This window comes from Calothrix sp. NIES-2100, assembly GCF_963875285.1.
GTDB lineage: Bacteria > Cyanobacteriota > Cyanobacteriia > Cyanobacteriales > Nostocaceae > Aulosira.
Genome location: NZ_CAWNLA010000001.1, coordinates 790,077 through 806,372, shown reverse-complemented (window position 1 = coordinate 806,372; position 16,296 = coordinate 790,077). Strand labels below are relative to the sequence as shown.

The 16,296-nt window shown below is 40.9% G+C and carries 11 protein-coding genes; 6 read left to right on the top strand and 5 right to left on the bottom strand.

Annotated features, from left to right (window positions below):
- Positions 1-44: 44 nt before the first annotated feature.
- The 4 genes from AACU32_RS03235 (at position 45) to AACU32_RS03220 (ending at position 4,799) form a co-directional block, all read left to right on the top strand.
- Entirely contained in the window at positions 45-899 is an 855-nt protein-coding gene (locus AACU32_RS03235; RefSeq protein ID WP_096597813.1) for a polysaccharide lyase, read from the top strand.
- A gap of 544 nt (positions 900-1,443) precedes the next feature.
- Positions 1,444-1,647 carry a hypothetical protein gene (locus AACU32_RS03230; protein ID WP_096597811.1) on the top strand — a complete coding sequence of 68 codons (204 nt, stop codon included), beginning with the start codon at positions 1,444-1,446 and terminating at the stop codon, positions 1,645-1,647.
- Between the two features lie 96 nt (positions 1,648-1,743).
- Complete coding sequence (locus tag AACU32_RS03225; protein WP_096597809.1) at positions 1,744-4,083, top strand: heavy metal translocating P-type ATPase; 2,340 nt, start codon at positions 1,744-1,746, stop codon at positions 4,081-4,083.
- A gap of 197 nt (positions 4,084-4,280) precedes the next feature.
- Positions 4,281-4,799 (top strand): cupredoxin domain-containing protein, encoded by a 519-nt coding sequence (locus tag AACU32_RS03220; RefSeq protein WP_339377457.1) that lies wholly within the window; start codon positions 4,281-4,283, stop codon positions 4,797-4,799.
- Positions 4,800-4,829: 30 nt separating this feature from the next.
- On the opposite strand, the gene AACU32_RS03215 is transcribed toward AACU32_RS03220, so the two are convergent.
- Complete coding sequence (locus AACU32_RS03215) at positions 4,830-8,882, bottom strand: amino acid adenylation domain-containing protein (protein ID WP_096597807.1); 4,053 nt, start codon at positions 8,880-8,882, stop codon at positions 4,830-4,832.
- Between the two features lie 1,083 nt (positions 8,883-9,965).
- Between AACU32_RS03215 and AACU32_RS03210 the strand changes: the two genes are divergently transcribed.
- Positions 9,966-10,379 carry a heavy metal-responsive transcriptional regulator gene (locus AACU32_RS03210; protein ID WP_096597804.1) on the top strand — a complete coding sequence of 138 codons (414 nt, stop codon included), beginning with the start codon at positions 9,966-9,968 and terminating at the stop codon, positions 10,377-10,379.
- 242 nt (positions 10,380-10,621) lie between these two features.
- Here AACU32_RS03210 and AACU32_RS03205 read toward each other — a convergent pair whose 3' ends face one another.
- The 4 genes from AACU32_RS03205 to AACU32_RS03190 all read right to left on the bottom strand — a co-directional run bounded on the left by AACU32_RS03205 (position 10,622) and on the right by AACU32_RS03190 (position 15,947).
- Entirely contained in the window at positions 10,622-11,107 is a 486-nt protein-coding gene (locus AACU32_RS03205; protein WP_096597802.1) for a DUF2808 domain-containing protein, read from the bottom strand.
- A gap of 611 nt (positions 11,108-11,718) precedes the next feature.
- On the bottom strand, positions 11,719-13,776 hold the full coding sequence (locus tag AACU32_RS03200) for a glycosyltransferase (protein WP_096597800.1): 2,058 nt from the start codon (positions 13,774-13,776) through the stop codon (positions 11,719-11,721).
- Between the two features lie 45 nt (positions 13,777-13,821).
- Complete coding sequence (locus AACU32_RS03195) at positions 13,822-15,219, bottom strand: HlyD family secretion protein (protein ID WP_096597798.1); 1,398 nt, start codon at positions 15,217-15,219, stop codon at positions 13,822-13,824.
- A gap of 488 nt (positions 15,220-15,707) precedes the next feature.
- Positions 15,708-15,947, bottom strand: coding sequence for a hypothetical protein (locus AACU32_RS03190; protein ID WP_339377456.1), 240 nt, complete (start codon positions 15,945-15,947; stop codon positions 15,708-15,710).
- 70 nt (positions 15,948-16,017) lie between these two features.
- Here AACU32_RS03190 and AACU32_RS03185 point away from each other — a divergent pair, with 70 nt between their 5' ends.
- Positions 16,018-16,239 (top strand): hypothetical protein, encoded by a 222-nt coding sequence (locus AACU32_RS03185; RefSeq protein WP_096597796.1) that lies wholly within the window; start codon positions 16,018-16,020, stop codon positions 16,237-16,239.
- Positions 16,240-16,296 lie beyond the last annotated feature (57 nt).

Here is a 16,296-nt window from a genome sequence, read left to right as displayed (position 1 = left end):
AACTGACAACTGACAACTGACTAATGACAAATGACCAATGACAAATGAAAAATTTATGCTGTAATTTACTAGTCATTAACTGTTTAGCACTGATTATCAGTAGTTGTAATTCTCCCAAGTCAACTAATGCGATCGCATCTAACTCTGTTGCTTCGCCAAAAAATACTGCGATCGCTAGTGGTAACTTTGCAAATAATAGCTGGATGCAGCTTTGGGGCGTGAAAAAAGCTGGTCAGTGGGGATTAAACAATACCGCTGTGATTAAAGACCCCAGCGGCAAATTTGAGAAAGTGCTGCGAGTGCGTTATCCTGCTGGTTCTGCTAGTCCTACTGTTTCCCGCAAAAATCATTTACCCCTCGGTGGTGCACAATTTTCTGCTAACTTCGGTATATCGCCAAAAAATTCATTACGCTTAAGTTACTATCTCCGATTTTCGGAAAATTTTGACTTTGTTAAGGGCGGAAAATTACCAGGATTATTTGGTGGTACAGCAAATAGCGGTGGCGACATTCCCAATGGTAGTGATGGCTTTTCTACACGCTTTATGTGGCGAAAAAACGGTGATGGCGAAGTCTATGCTTATCTTCCTACTAGTACTGAATATGGTACTTCAATTGGCAGAGGTAAATGGCAGTTTCAGAAAGGAAAATGGCATCATATAGAACAGCTTGTAGTGCTAAATCAGCCAAATCAAAATAATGGTCAAGTACAAGTTTGGCTAGATGGGAAACAAGTCCTCAACCAGAAAAATTTAACTTTTCGCACTACTGATAAATTGAAAATAGAAGGCATATTTTTTTCTACTTTCTTCGGCGGCAGTGATTATACTTGGTCTACTCCCAAAGATGTGTATATAGATTTTGCTAATTTCTCACTTGCTGAGGTAAATAAATTTTAGCCAAGAAGCAGAGAATAAATCACATATATTGCAATCCTAAATCATTCGTGAACAACAAGATCCCCGACTTCTTGAATAAGTCGGGGATCTGATCTGAGCGATTTTTATACCAATTTGAAAAAATAATGCGACAGATGGTAGGGGCACGGCAGTGCCCATTGGTGTCAACTTAACGTGAAACCCGCTTGGTGAAAAGGTTTCGCCCTCACCCCCAGCCCCTCTCCCCAGGGGAGAGGGGAGCTAGAGATCCAATTCCCCTTCTCCCTGGGGAGAAGGGGTTAGGGGATGAGGGAGCGAGGTATTTGTACAACGCCCATCCTATATAGCTTTTAGCTTAAGTTGACACTAATGGGCAGTGCCGTGCCCTCTAGAATATATTGATGTGTCGCAAACATTATTTGAATTGGTATTACAAATCAAATAACAATAGGCTTGGTGTTAAGTAGGTCAACTTTGAAAAACGTAAAATAGATTCCTGGCGATTACTACCCTGCGGGAAGCCGCTCCGCGTCTACGCTACACTGCGTTTCGCTCGTAATGACATTTGACGTTTAATTATGTTGAGCTACTTAGAGCCAAAAACCTTAACCCGCGATTCTTTAGGGAAATTTTGCCAATAGCGATCGCCATTCTGAGTTTCACTATAGTGGGAATTTCGCTCAAGGGACTTGAACAGAAATTTTTCCCTACTTCAGCTAATGTATGGGCAATAGCTGCAAAGTTATTTGCTCAAGGACTTTTTGCGTAGTTCCAATTTTTTTCTTTACCCCCTTGACACTCCAGTGAACTGGAGGATTCAAGATGAAATCAGTCTTGAACACGACTTGATAATTGGAGCCTGAAAATGGAGAATGCCACACTTAAGCTGCGCGGGATGAGTTGCGCTTCCTGTGCCAGAAGTGTAGAAGATGCTATCAGTTCTGTCCCAGGTGTCAATGAATGTAGCGTGAATTTTGGGGCAGAACAAGCAACAGTTGATTATGACCCCAAAAAAACAGATTTACAAACCATACTCGATGCAGTGGATGCAGCAGGTTATTCTGCTTATTCCCTACAAGAACAAAATCTGATGGCGGGAGAAGATGATGAAGAAAAAAGATATCGCTTAAAAGAATCGAGTGATTTGCGGCGCAAGGTGACAGTAGGGGGAATCATTGGTACTGTGCTGGTGATTGGCTCACTACCAATGATGACAGGTTTACACCTACCTTTAATTCCCACATGGTTGCATAACCCTTGGCTGCAATTAGTTCTCACCACTCCTGTACAGTTCTGGTGCGGCTACTCGTTTTACGTCAATACCTGGAAAGCTTTGCAGCGTCATGCTGCCACAATGGATACATTAATTGCTTTGAGTACAAGTGCAGCATATTTCTATTCTCTATTTGCTACCTTAGTTCCTGGCTTTTTCATTGCTCAGGGATTGATGCCAGATGTGTATTATGAAACTGCGGCGATTGTTATTACTTTGATTTTGTTAGGGCGGTTGTTTGAAAATCGCGCCAAAGGACAAACCTCAGAAGCTATCCGCAAGCTGATTGGGTTACAAGCGAAAACCGCACGGTTGATTCGCAATGGGCGAGAAATAGATGTACCCATTGAACAAGTACAAATTGGCGATGTGGTGCTGGTTCGTCCTGGGGAGAAAATTCCCGTTGATGGCGAAGTCGTTGACGGAACATCCACAGTTGATGAAGCGATGGTGACAGGGGAAAGTATTCCCGTGAAAAAACAAGCAGGGGATGAAGTCATCGGCGCAACCATCAACAAAACTGGAAGTTTTAAGTTTAGAGCCACAAGAGTAGGTAAGGATACCGTACTGGCGCAGATTGTGCAATTAGTGCAGCAGGCTCAAGGCTCAAAAGCTCCCATTCAAAGATTAGCAGACCAAGTTACAGGGTGGTTTGTGCCGGCGGTAATTGCGATCGCTCTTTTTACCTTTATCATTTGGTACAACATCATGGGTAATGTCACCCTAGCACTAATGACCACAGTCGGGGTGTTAATTATCGCTTGTCCTTGTGCATTGGGTTTAGCCACACCTACCTCAGTCATGGTGGGAACAGGTAAAGGTGCGGAAAACGGCATTTTAATTAAGGGAGCCGAAAGCTTAGAATTAGCGCATCAGATTCAAACAATTGTTTTAGATAAAACCGGCACAATTACCCAAGGTAAACCGACAGTTACCGATTTTGTCACAGTTAACGGTACACTGAACGGCAATGAAATCAAGCTGATACAACTAGCCGCCTCTGTAGAACGCAATTCTGAACACCCCTTAGCAGAAGCAGTTGTCAGATATGCTCAATCTCAGGAAGTACAATTAGCAGATGTCGGAGATTTTGCCGCCGTGACAGGTAGTGGTGTCCAAGGTATCGTTTCTCACCGACTTGTGCAAATTGGTACACAACGCTGGATGGAAGAATTGAGTATTAACACCCAAGGCTTGCAACCAGACAAAGAACGCTTAGAATACCTGGGTAAAACAGCAGTTTGGTTAGCAGTTGACGGCGAAATCAAAGGATTGATAGGTATTGCTGATGCGATTAAACCCACTTCCCCCCAAGCTATTAAAGCATTGCAAAAACTCGGTTTAGAAGTTGTCATGCTCACCGGTGATAATCGCCGCACCGCCGAAAGTATTGCCCGTGAAGTTGGGATTACGCGGGTTTTAGCCGAAGTTCGCCCCGATCAAAAGGCGGAGGTGATTAAGTCTTTGCAAGCAGAGAAGACACGGAGAAGGGGAGACAACCAGACGCGGCGAGAACAAAGTTCACCGAGTCCCCGCGTCCCAACGTCTTTGCGTCAATCTATAGTGGCGATGGTTGGTGATGGTATTAATGATGCACCAGCTTTAGCCCAAGCCGATGTAGGAATTGCTATTGGTACAGGTACAGATGTAGCGATCGCCGCTAGTGACATCACCTTAATCTCTGGCGATTTACAAGGCATAGTTACAGCAATTCAACTCAGCCGCGCCACAATTCGCAACATTCGCCAAAATTTATTCTTCGCCTTCATCTACAACGTTGCTGGTATTCCCATCGCCGCCGGAATTCTCTTCCCCATTTTTGGTTGGTTGCTTAATCCCATCATCGCCGGTGCAGCAATGGCTTTTAGTTCAGTTTCTGTAGTTACGAATGCGCTACGTTTACGTAACTTCCAACCGAAAACTCTCGGATAAGGGAAATAATAATGCCCAATCAAGGGATATTTTTCGGGACTTTAGCAGGATTTGGATTTCTGTTGGGAGTAATTGCAGGAACTTTAGTGTAGCTAAAAAATTACACCAAATATCTTTTAAACCCCGAAATCCAAACCACAGCTAACTCTTAATTACGAATTACGAACTACGAATTACGAATTATAGGAGGTTTTTCAATGATAAATAAAACAGCACTCATCGGTAGTATAGCTAGTTTAGGGGTAGTATTTGGAATTGCATCTGGGGAAGCAACTGCACAAACATCTCACCAGGCGCACTCAATCCAAACCAATCAATTTCAACATATCGATCAGCCCTTAGGAAATAAATTAGCCGTCACCCTGGGCGGATTGGGACTAATTAGCTTAGAACTTTGGTGGTTCTTGCTGAGTAAACCCAAATCTCACAAAGCAATTGCAACAGGTGAGAATATTCAGGAAGTAACAGTCACCGTTGATGGTGGATATGATCCAAATCGAATTGTAGTCCAAGTTGGGAAACCAGTACGGCTGAAATTTGCACGCAAAGATCCCAGCAGTTGCTTAGAACAAGTGGTGATTCCAGACTTTCACATTGCCGCAGATTTACCGCTGAATCAAGTCACAACTGTGGAATTTACCCCAGAAACACCAGGTGAATATACTTTCACTTGTGGGATGAATATGTTTCGCGGCGCGATCGCAGTCGTTAATTGACATCCTCCCCTGACTTGGCTATCCAACTAGCTAATTATTTGCTTGTGCCTGCTCTAAGCAAACAATTAATTTTTCGGCTAAAATCTCCACTGTTGGTTTTCCCAGCATACCTAGATGTGTACCAGGAACTTCGTGAATCTCCACTCCTTGTTTAGCCTTTCCCTTCCAGCCTCTACAGGGTTTGAATTGACACCATCTCAACACTTCTTTGGTAGTAAATAAAGTCACCCGTCCAGGGTATGTTTGTGGTACATAATCCACCATTGTGGCTTGCTTGAGAGTTTCTATCAATGCCATGTTGTAAGGATTGGCATCAAGAGTAAAAGAGTGTTCATTCCACAAGTCGAACTTGCTGCTTGGTTTCCCAGTTAACATCGAACCAAACCAATCCAGTTTGGCGAGAAAATAGTTCCATCTATCTGCCGATCTCAGTCGCCAGAAAGTCAGCAAGTAGACATAAAGTGTACGCAATAGGGAAGGATTATTGATATACAAGCTAGGGCTATATGTATCAAACATAGCTAGTAAAGCCACGCGATCGCCTTGAGCAACTAACTGACGCGCCATTTCAAAAGCAACTGTCCCGCCACTAGAAAAACCACCCAACAGATAGGGGCCATGCGGTTGAACGGTGCGAATTTCTTGGATGTAGTGAGAGGCCATGTCCTCAACTCTCGTGTGGGGAGCTTGTTTACCATCCAGTCCTTGTGCTTGTAAGCCATACACAGGTTGCTCTATACCCAGATGGTGTACTAGAGTTTGGTAGCCAATAACATTACCGCCCAGGGCATGGATCAAGAATAAAGGACGTTTCGTACTGCTACCTGGCTGAATAGTTACCAGAGAAGACCAAGACGCTGATGTATTTGATTGGCTGAGAATCTTAGCTAATTGTTCTATGGTTGGGGATTGTAACAAGGTAGCTAGGGGAAGTTTTTGACCAAATTTCTGTTCGATTTGTGTAAATAATGTGACTGCTAATAGCGAATTTCCACCCAAATCAAAGAAATTATCGCTGATGCCAATTGACTCAATACCTAAAACCGCTGACCAAATTTGCGCTAACTCGATTTCTAGGGTGTTTTTCGGAGAAACAAAGGCTTTTTCTAATTCTGGTCGGTTTTGGTCAGGGATGGGCAAAGCGCGACGGTCTACTTTACCATTAGAAGTCAGGGGGATTTTGGCGATCGCTACAAAGGCAGATGGAATCATATACTCTGGCAATTTCTCTCGCAGAAAACGCCGCAATTCATTCATCGTCGGTGTAGACTCACCATTGACCACGACATAAGCTACCAATCGCTTATTTCCTGGCTCATCTTCCCGTGCTATGACTACAGTTTCCTCTACACAGCCGTGTTGTGCCAATACACTCTCAATTTCTCCCAACTCGATGCGGAAACCGCGAATCTTTACCTGATGGTCAATGCGACCGAGAAATTCAATGTTACCATCACTGAGATAGCGGGCTAAGTCACCTGTTTTATAGAGTCGTGCTGATTTCTTGTCGCTAAAGGGATTGGGAATGAATTTTTGGGTTGTTAGTTCGGGTTGATTTAAATAGCCAGAGGCTAAACATTCTCCACCAATATGCAATTCCCCAGAAACACCAATGGGACAGGGATTGAGGTAATCATCAAGAATGTAATATTCAGCGTTTTGGATGGGTTTACCATAGGGAATACTCTTCCAATACGGCTCGACTTTGCCAATGGGATAATAATTAGACCAAACAGTGGCTTCCGTTGCGCCACCCAAACTAATTACCTCAACCCCTGGGAAAGTAGTTTTCAGTAAATCTGGCAGTGTGACTGGTATCCAATCACCACTCATAAATACTAGCCGCAATTGGGGATGGCAATTACTTTGTTGAACCAGCGGGAAAAAGCCAGCCAGTTGTTGGAGTGCAGGCGGTGCAGAATCCCAGAATGTAATCGGCTCATGACAGAGAATGTGCAACAAAGCTTCGGGATCTCGGACATCATGACTAGGGACAACCCGAATTGAACCACCTGCGGCTAACAGTCCGAAAATGTCATAAACTGACAAGTCAAAACATAAGGATGTGATAAATAAAACTCTGTCGTCAGCATTAACATTAAATGTTTTATTCACCCACTCAATTAGGTTGATTACTGGTTGATGACGAACTACAACCCCTTTTGGTGTGCCTGTAGAGCCAGAGGTAAAAATCACATAGGCAATATCATTTGAATTAGCAGATATCAGTAAATTTTCTGAGGGAAGTAAATCTAAATAAGGACGATTCCACACCTGTTGATGTCCAACTTGCCATACAGATTCAATATGTGCAGATTTATCCAAATAGATTAAGTGTTGCAATGCTATGAGTTCTAGCTCATGAATATTAGGTAACAACCAAGTTTGGGTGACTAGACAGTTAATTTCTAGAGAAGACAGCAGTAATTGAATGCGTGCTTTTGGAAAACTGGGTTCTAGTGGCACATAAGCACCCCCAGCTTTTAAAATACCTAGCACTGCTGGAATCATTTCTAGTGATCGCTCTAAATATACAGCAACTAACACCCCAGGCTTGACACCCAGTTGCTTCAAGTGATGGGCTAACTGATTAGCTCTACAGTTCAACTGTTGGTAGGTGAGTTGTTCCTCTCCACAGACGACGGCTACAGCGTCGGGTGTTTGCTCTACCTGCGCCTCAAAGAGTTGATGAATACAAAGTTGCCCTGAGAAATCTGCTAGTGTATGATTCCACTCAATCAACATTTGATGTTTTTCATCTGTCGTTAATAGTGGTAGTTCTCCTAGACTCTGCCAGGGATTATTTGCCATGCTGGACAATAAAGTCTCAAGGTGTCCCAGCATCCGACCGATTTTGGCATTGTCGAAGAGATTTTGGTCGTATTTGAGTTTCAATAACAGTTCTGAATCTGCATAACCAACCAATGTCAGAGGAAAGTTAGTTTGTTCTTCTAGCCGGAATTCCAGGTTTTGCCATCTACCACCCTGAGAACGTAAAGCCGAATTTAATTCATAGTTTTCAAATACCAGAATGCTATCAAACAACGGCTTTCCCGGTGGCACATCGCTCCATCTTTGAACGTTGACTAGGGGGGTATGTTCGTAGTCTCGCATAGTCACCCACTGCGATCGCAATTCTTTGAGCCAACTCAGAAGCGGTTTTTCCCCTAACACGTTGACTCGAACTGGCAAAGTATTGATCAACAGTCCTACCATCGATTCCGCCCCAGCTACAGAAGAATGACGACAGGCTCTTGTCGCCCCAAAGACAACATCAGTTTCACCGCTGTAACGGCTCAACAGTATTGCCCAAGCTCCCTGTACTAAAGTATTGAGTGTGAGTTGATGTTGTTGTGCTAAAGACTGCAACATCGCCGTAGTTTTTTCTGAAAGTCGGATTGCTTGCTCGCCAAAACCGATTTGCTCGCAGAGGTTGGAGTCTACTAATAAAGGCGTTGGTGCGGTAAAGCCTTTGAGGAAGTCTCGCCAAAAACTTTCAGCCTTAGACCAATTCTGCTGTTGCAGCCATGCGATGTGGTCTTGATAAGGACGGGGTTGGGGAAGTTGTAAGTCTTTGCCTTCGCAGAAAGCGTCATAAAAGGTGAACACTTCCTTAATAATGACTGACAAGGAACGACCATCTAATAAAGCATGGTGAAAAGTCCAAATAAATTGGTAGACAGATTCTCTCAGATGAAATAATCCTAGACGCATCAATGGCGCGACATTTAGCTCAAAACCACGTCTGCGATCGCTTTGCAAATAAGCTTGCAATTTAATTGATTGTTCTGTGTCAGACAAGTCACACCAATCTTGCTGTTCCAGGGGAATGATTACTTTTTGATGCACACATTGCTGAGGTTCTCGTTCACTTTCCCAATCAAAGCTAGTTCTAAAAACTGCGTGTCGTTCTACAACTTTCTGCCATGCTTGTTGAAATGCCAAAACATCGATTTTTTCACGTACTAAGCAGATCATCTGCTGAATATCCACTCCCGACTTTTGAGCAACTAGATTGTTAAACAACATTCCTTGCTGTAGAGATGAAAGTTGATATGAATCCTTTACAGTTGATACTTTCATTTTGGTTGGAGGAAAATTATAAATAATTTCATACTTGGTTACAATGCAACCATCAGGATAAAGATTAGATGATTACAAAATTCAATAAGACATTTAATGTGAATTAAGTCTTGAAACCCTTGTATTGTCCTAAGTAGTTCCAAAACAATGATGTTGGGGAAATCGGGAAACTATGATTGGATAAGAAGCGTTTCTAATTCACATCAGGCGTATAAAAAATACTCGGCGACCTATAGCAATTAGTAGATTGCTTACAATAGATCAAATCTATCCACTAATTACTAAATAAATTTCAGTAGATCACAAAGTTTTTTATAACTCCTGCCACATATACTAGAAAATAACCGATTAATCAGCCTCAGGACTTACGCAGGGACTACGAGTTTACGTCATTACGAGCGCAGCGAAGTAATCGCAAAGGCTGACTTTTTCGTCATGAGTGCGTAAGTCCTAAGCGTTTTAGCCAATACCCTGAGCTAACACAAAGCGCTCGCCTGGAAACCAAGCCTGAAACCCTGATTATTGCCTCAGTTTCCCAAAGTTTGCGATCTAGTGAATTTTATAGAATAGGCAGAGAACTTACAAAATTTATGGTAGTGCAGCTTCAATAATCATCAATCAATAGAATTTAGCAGGTAATATTTCAAATTTTGTATAAAAATCATAAAGAATTATCTACATTTTGCAAAGAAAATATAAAGCTATAATAAATCTTCCGTAATTTCAACTAATAAATTCGCTAATTTTGACTAGCCGGGTAAGCACATAAGGGAACTCCAAAAAATAAATTATTCCGTTAAAGTCGTTGACGGTTGACGGTTCACAGTTAACAGTCAACCGTCAACAGTGAACAGTGAACGATAGCAATGGAATATTTTTTTACTTGCAAGTCCCTATGAAAAACTCCATCCCCTTGTGGGTGGAGTTTTTGGGGCATGGGGAAGAAATTACTGTGTCCCGCCACAAGCCCAAAGCCGCTTTCGATAAACTTAATGGAATAATATTTTTTCTGCTTGACTCTCCAGTTAAATGGAGAGTTTACTATAAGATTAGCAATCATATCTCACTCAAAGTTTGGTAAGTATGTTAGCCCAAGCAGAAGGAAAACAGATTGGTGTAGTTGCCAAAGAAAGCGGCGTACCCATTAAAACTATTCGCTACTATGAAGAACTTGGTTTACTCAAATCATCAGGCAGAACCGAAGGGGGATTTAGATTATTTAACTCTGATGTTTTGGAGCGACTGCACTTTATTAAACGCGCTCAAAGCCTAGGATTAAGCTTGTCAGAGATTAAGGAATTTTTAAATGTTCATGATAGCGGTGAATTACCTTGTGAGCATATCAAGATTAGACTAGAAGACAAGGTAAAAGCTATTGATGAACAAATTCGTCAATTACTGATTTTAAGGCAAGAATTATCAGGGTTGCTTTCTGGCTGGGAAATCAAACCTGATAATCATCATTCAACTATCTGTCCAATTATTGAAAATGAATGAAATACCTAACTTTGTTAGTGAAAAAATTTGATTAAGTAGAGAGGCGTAAAAAAACCACTATTTTGTAACGAAAAGTAAATTTTCCTAAAAATCTCTTCCCATCTGCTATCTACCTTTTCGTAACGACAATTTTTAACGCCGACCTAGCTTGAAAAAGTGCTGTGTACTAAGTAAAAAATACTAGCCCCTAGTCCCTAGTCCCTTTTTCATCCATCCTGGTGTACGCAGTTCATGACGGCTACTTAGTAAATACGAAACCAAGCAACACCTATAGGAATGGGTGCATCAATGCTAACCTCTTTAACCGAAAAACTGTAGAGATAAGCATTACCAAGATTTCGTTTTTTTATCTTTTTAAGCTCAATATTAAACTTAGTGTTGGGAGCAACTGGTTCGGGAAAAGCTAGTAGTATTGTTTTACCGTTCACAGACACATTAGTGTTAATCTTATGTTCATTTTCATCCACCACATCAATATTTATAAGGTCATTATTCACAGTTACATTGTCTGGAACTTTGATAATTATTTGGGTAACAGCTTTGCTATTTTGCGGAACGTGTAACCGGAAAGTATGTTTAAAAATTCCCCAGCGTGTGGGAGGGAATTGTGTATTTCCATCAATATGGGGAACCCTAGCATTATCTGTTCTAACACTTGCATAGCTAGGAGCAATAATAGCTGTGCTACCCAGACTTAATACAATAGCGTAAATTAATAATCTGTTCATACTTGTTTCCAAAATAATTAAATACGTCAGCTAAATTACCAATTCCTTTTTTATAAATGAATTGGCTCTTAATAGATGTTTTAAAACGTAGCAAAGCCATATTTAACTACCCCCTTAATACAATCGGTAATCAGGAGAAGTAAGCAATTAGCTTGCCCTTATAGGGTTAAAATTGTCAGAGATGTTTTTGCTAAGAGGTATATCACCTCTATCTACTAGCATGACAAATCATAATGAAATCAAGATGAAATCTAACCAGTTATCATTAAAATCTACAAATAAATTAAAATTAAGTAACTTGAACTTCACCTACAGGAATCACTACCAACTACTTTAGCCAACAGATGGTAAATAAAAATACAACCAATAATTGGTTGTAGTACTTGTTGAGATTAGTTCTGTTTCTAAATCCTATGGTGAATTCTAGTTATAAATTGATCAGAGCGCTTTCAGTGCATCGCTTCGCTCAACCAACTGAGTAATCGAGAGTTGAGCGTAAAGCCCTTCGGCATAGCTTCTCCTGTCGGAGAGGCTGCGCCCTAAGCGAAGCTATGCCGTAGGCTTTACGCTTAGCGCGTAGCGTCCCGCAGGGAAGTCGAAACTAGTCAACTTTAATTAGAGTCCATCGTCACATATTCAACCTGAATATTTTGGCTATTTTGCAATACTAAAGAACGTCCAGCCATTGACTTAATTTCCAGATGTTTAATTTCACTTTGAGCTACTTTTTCTAAAACGATACCTTTCAAAGCATCATTTTCTGGTTTCATCTGGTTATGTATGAGTGTGAATCCCCTGAGATGAACATTTTTAATTGTCTGTTTTACAGAATGCTTACCATGATGAGGATGAATGGAAATTACTGCATCTGCCTTTTGGGAATTAAAGTTAGCTTGCAAAATAGTCCGCCCTACACCTTGTCCTTGAATAGTTATATTGCTACGTTGAATTTGCAAGGGGTGAAATAATTCAATTTCCCCAATTGGTAAGTTAATTTGCACCTTACCTTCACTAGGTTGATGATTGATCAAGGCTTGTAAAGCTGCGGAATCATCTTTGCCATCGTTGGGATAAATTCCTTGATCTATGGCTGCAATTATTTGGGTGGGAGATGCAGCTTTAGCTTGGCTATCCCACAAAACTCCAGCTAAATCTTGGAGAGGATTGACAATATTTGCTAGGGATAATAATACAATTACAAAACAAAACATTTGGGAAAGTAGCAGAAACCGCGAGGTGCTAATTTTAATCCAGCGCACCCAGCCGGAACCTTCAGCAGAAATACTTTGATTACCGCGATTTGTCCATTTTTGTTGAGCCAGATTCATCTGTGTCCAAATTTTAACTAAAGCAGAACTCCATTGCGAAAGTAACAATAAAGGAAAATGAATTGGCTTAAGCTGAGATTGGCGTTTCCAGAAGACAACAACTAGCATCAAAGGACGACTAAACAAAATCCAAGAACTAATAATACCTGCTGCTAACCACTGGCCTTGAAGCAAAGCAATTATTAATAAGCCCGGTGTAATTAAAGAAGTCCAATAGCTGATGCGTTGATCGATGAGACACCACCACATAAACCAGCCATTTTTTTCGGGGCCAAGTGCGATCGCGCGATCGCTGTTCCGCAGCATATTACCATACCAACGGCGCATATTTTGGTAGGCTCGGTCTACCAATGACCCGGAAATTGTCTCAATTGAGTAAACTATCGTATCCGGGACATAAATCATGTCGTAACCTTGTTTCAGCAACCAAAACCAGGTACTTTTGTCATCTCCAGACAGAAACTTAAACTTTCCCCATAACCAATCATCCAAAGTATCAATTTCTAATTGCTTAGCAAATGAAGGATGCAAAGCCGCTTCGGCCCGAAATAAAGAAAATCTTCCAGTCAAACACATTACCTTCCGCGACAAGGAAACCGAACTCATTTGGTAATGTCTTTGGGCTAGTCGTAAGTGAAACCACTCAGAAAATATATAAGAGCCTGTAACAATGGGTAATTCATCTGTGGTTAATGCTCCCATTTTGGGAAACATCCGAAACAAAGGTAAACATTTGCGTAAAGTTCCCGGTGTAATTTCTGAGTCGCCATCCATCAAAGCAACAACAGTATCTGCTGGTAAATTGAGACGGGCGAGTTCTCGTAAACCCTCAGCCATAGCTTTGCGTTTACCTTCGCCAGTTTGCACCATTTGAATCAGGCGAATCGAACTCAAATGAGGATCTACTGATCGGATAACTTGGAGAATTTCCGCATTTTCCGCATCACTGCTGCTACTCACTAATACAGTTATCGGTTCGGCGAGGGTTTGCGCTTCTTTGGCGATCGCCCGAAACACTCGTTCTGTAATCCAAGGTTTTTCTTTGTAAGTTGGGACTAAAAAGCAAACTTTAGGTAAATTCTCTAAAGGAATTTTATTCGCTCGCCGCCGCCAACGGGGAAATACTATATGCAGATAAATTTGCGATCGCAATACTTGTAATATCCACCACGACCAACGCCAAGTTCCAATTGTACCAATAGTTATTAAGCCTGATAAACCCAACACGGCTAATTTATCAGGATTGCGGAGCCAGTTTAAGCCAATAAAACCCAAGGCAGAAATTAATATTATCCCTATCCAATTGATGTAGGGTAAAAGAGTTTTAGTCCAATTTTTCATGTAGTATCAACGACATCTTCTGAGGAAATAACAAATGACAAATACTTATTTTTTGCTAAAAGTCAAACTTGCTGTTAGTCCCAAGCCGCAGAATCGTTGAGATTGAGTATGTGCTGGTGGAGGAGGCATTTTCACAGTTACCCGCGCTAATGGTTTCCCCACTAAATTTGGTGGAATAGTCGGTAAAAGTGCTTGTACCTGCATCAGTTTAGAACGCTCTTCAATACCTTGGATGCTACTAATCGGCTGAATAATATCAACTTCCCCAGATAAGGTTTGCGCCTCACCGGCAAATTTTACCTTAACAGGCTTTTGAGTATCTATATTACTAGCATCCTCTGCCCGAATTACTGTTTCTAACCACAAATCATTGCAGTCTAGCAAAGTCAGAACTGGTTGCCCTTGATTTACTTGTTCGCCTTGTTCGCGTTCAGTGCTGTAAATCACACCAGCAAAGGGTGCAGTAATAGCTTGTAATTGCGGATTATTGCCCATTTTATTGGCTAAAATTGCCTGATTGGGGTTATTTTGAGCGAAGTTAAGACTGCGATTGAGTTGCTGTTTGCCACTGGCAAGTTTGGTTTCTAAAGTATTTACATGCATTTGTTGTTCTTGAATAGCCTGTAGCAATTTCGCCCGCCGTTCGGAAAGGCTATCTGCAAGATGATCTTGTTGACTAAAAGCAACACCTGTTTGAGAAGCACTCAGCGACGCTTTAGCAAAACGCAGGTTAGCTTGTATTTGCTTAACTTCCGCATTAGCAGATTGCCAAGCAAAGCGCAGCTTATCTACTTGTTGTTGAGATACAGCACCTGCGGCTAAAAGTTGTTCGTAACGTTGATAATCTGCTTTTGCAGATGTGGCTTTCGCAACTGCTGCGTCTACAGCCGCTTGTTGTTGATTGACGGTTTCTCTGGAAAGTTTGATATCAACACCCTGTACAGCTTGGTATTGATTTTCTAAAGTTTGCAATTGGTTTTTGAACAGATCTAAGGATTGCCTTGCTCCCACTAGCTGAGTCGCATAGGATTGCACTTCCCCCGCTAACTGTGAATTTTCCAGCTGCCAACGCATACGTTCATCTTGCGCTTTTTGTAATTGCAAGCTTAGCTGTTGTTCTTGATTTTGTTCAGAGAAAGTGGTTTGGGTGTTAATACGCCCTAGTACTTGTCCTGATTTGACTGCTACACCCGGTTTGGCATAAAAAGCTTCCATGCTGCCATTGATCGGCGATGTTAGACGCACAATCCGACCGTTGATTGCTACATTATCTACAACTATGTTTGTCAGGCGGTATCGAATGGATGTTGCACCCGCTACCGTCGCTGTTGCACCTAAAGCCACAAACATTATTCCCAACAGTAGACGATTCGAGTTCCCTGACTTCGCTTCTACGGTATTAACAGGTATTAAAAATTCTTCCTCTTTAAATAAATTGGTCATAAAAGATGTAGTTAAGTATTTCTTCTAGGAAAATACTACTGATTTTTTTAGTAATTTCACTTATAAATTTAGTGAATTTAATTTTAAGTAAGCAAGAATTTTTTTGAATTAAAACTAATTAAATCTTTAATTATTTATTGTCTTTGTTTAATGAATTAATTTAAGTAATTTAAATATAAATATAAATACTTTATAAAAGTTACCAATTTTCCTGATTTTTACTTTTTTTAGGCAAAAAATCTGAATTTATTACCTGCTATCTCTTAAGTAAAGTACTGAGAAGCAGATAAAAATGACGGATAATACTTCATTGAAAACCTCAGTATAAATACATATTTTTTGGCTAGAAATCAAGAAAAAATTTATAAATAAATTTCGTGAATTACCAACAAATTAGATGAAAAGATAACAACTAATTTGAGTATGTAGAGGCATGGTTAAAAATCCTCAGCCACGAAGCCAGGAGTTTCTCAGTGGTTATACCAATTTCAAAAAAGACTGGGGTATTGGGTGTTGATTTTAATTCCCTGGTTGTGGGCGCGATCGCTCATTTCTCCTTTCCCTTTACCATTGTTAATATAGTTAAGTTTATTTACGTATATATATTTATTTGACGATGAAAAGTATATCTCACAGCCATTCAGTAATAATACGCTACCAAGCTGCTCTCTAGGAAAGTATAAAAGTATATAGTAAACTACTAAACAAAGTTGAGTAGTAGGTTGCATCCACAAGCCTCATACTTTACTTGCATTATAAATAGCAAGGGATTTTGATACCTAAATGCTGTTGATGGTAATGGTCTGTCCAAGCACGAACCACACCACAGCAGCTAATAAAATTGAACGAGAACAGGTTATACCCATTCTCGACAGTATCAAAGTCAAAACCAATAAATCGGGTATATCTGGCAAACGAGTCGAAATTCTGGCTGCTGACAAGGGTTATTTTTCACAAGCAAGACTGCACGTTTTGCACCAGCGTGGTATCCGCCCACATTTCTCTGAGCGAATTTGTTAGACCAAGAAAAATTGGCATAGACCAATTAAAATTTTGCTGACACTTTTTCAATAAGAG

Excerpts from the sequence above, each read along its gene's own strand:
- AACU32_RS03210 (WP_096597804.1), top strand. The coding sequence starts at position 9,966 with ATGTTAGCCCAAGCAGAAGGAAAACAGATTGGTGTAGTTGCCAAAGAA.
- AACU32_RS03225 (WP_096597809.1), top strand. The coding sequence starts at position 1,744 with ATGGAGAATGCCACACTTAAGCTGCGCGGGATGAGTTGCGCTTCCTGT.
- AACU32_RS03215 (WP_096597807.1), bottom strand. The coding sequence starts at position 8,882 with ATGAAAGTATCAACTGTAAAGGATTCATATCAACTTTCATCTCTACAG.
- AACU32_RS03200 (WP_096597800.1), bottom strand. The coding sequence starts at position 13,776 with ATGAAAAATTGGACTAAAACTCTTTTACCCTACATCAATTGGATAGGG.
- AACU32_RS03220 (WP_339377457.1), top strand. The coding sequence starts at position 4,281 with ATGATAAATAAAACAGCACTCATCGGTAGTATAGCTAGTTTAGGGGTA.
- AACU32_RS03190 (WP_339377456.1), bottom strand. The coding sequence starts at position 15,947 with ATGCAACCTACTACTCAACTTTGTTTAGTAGTTTACTATATACTTTTA.
- AACU32_RS03185 (WP_096597796.1), top strand. The coding sequence starts at position 16,018 with ATGGTCTGTCCAAGCACGAACCACACCACAGCAGCTAATAAAATTGAA.
- AACU32_RS03205 (WP_096597802.1), bottom strand. The coding sequence starts at position 11,107 with ATGAACAGATTATTAATTTACGCTATTGTATTAAGTCTGGGTAGCACA.
- AACU32_RS03235 (WP_096597813.1), top strand. The coding sequence starts at position 45 with ATGAAAAATTTATGCTGTAATTTACTAGTCATTAACTGTTTAGCACTG.
- AACU32_RS03195 (WP_096597798.1), bottom strand. The coding sequence starts at position 15,219 with ATGACCAATTTATTTAAAGAGGAAGAATTTTTAATACCTGTTAATACC.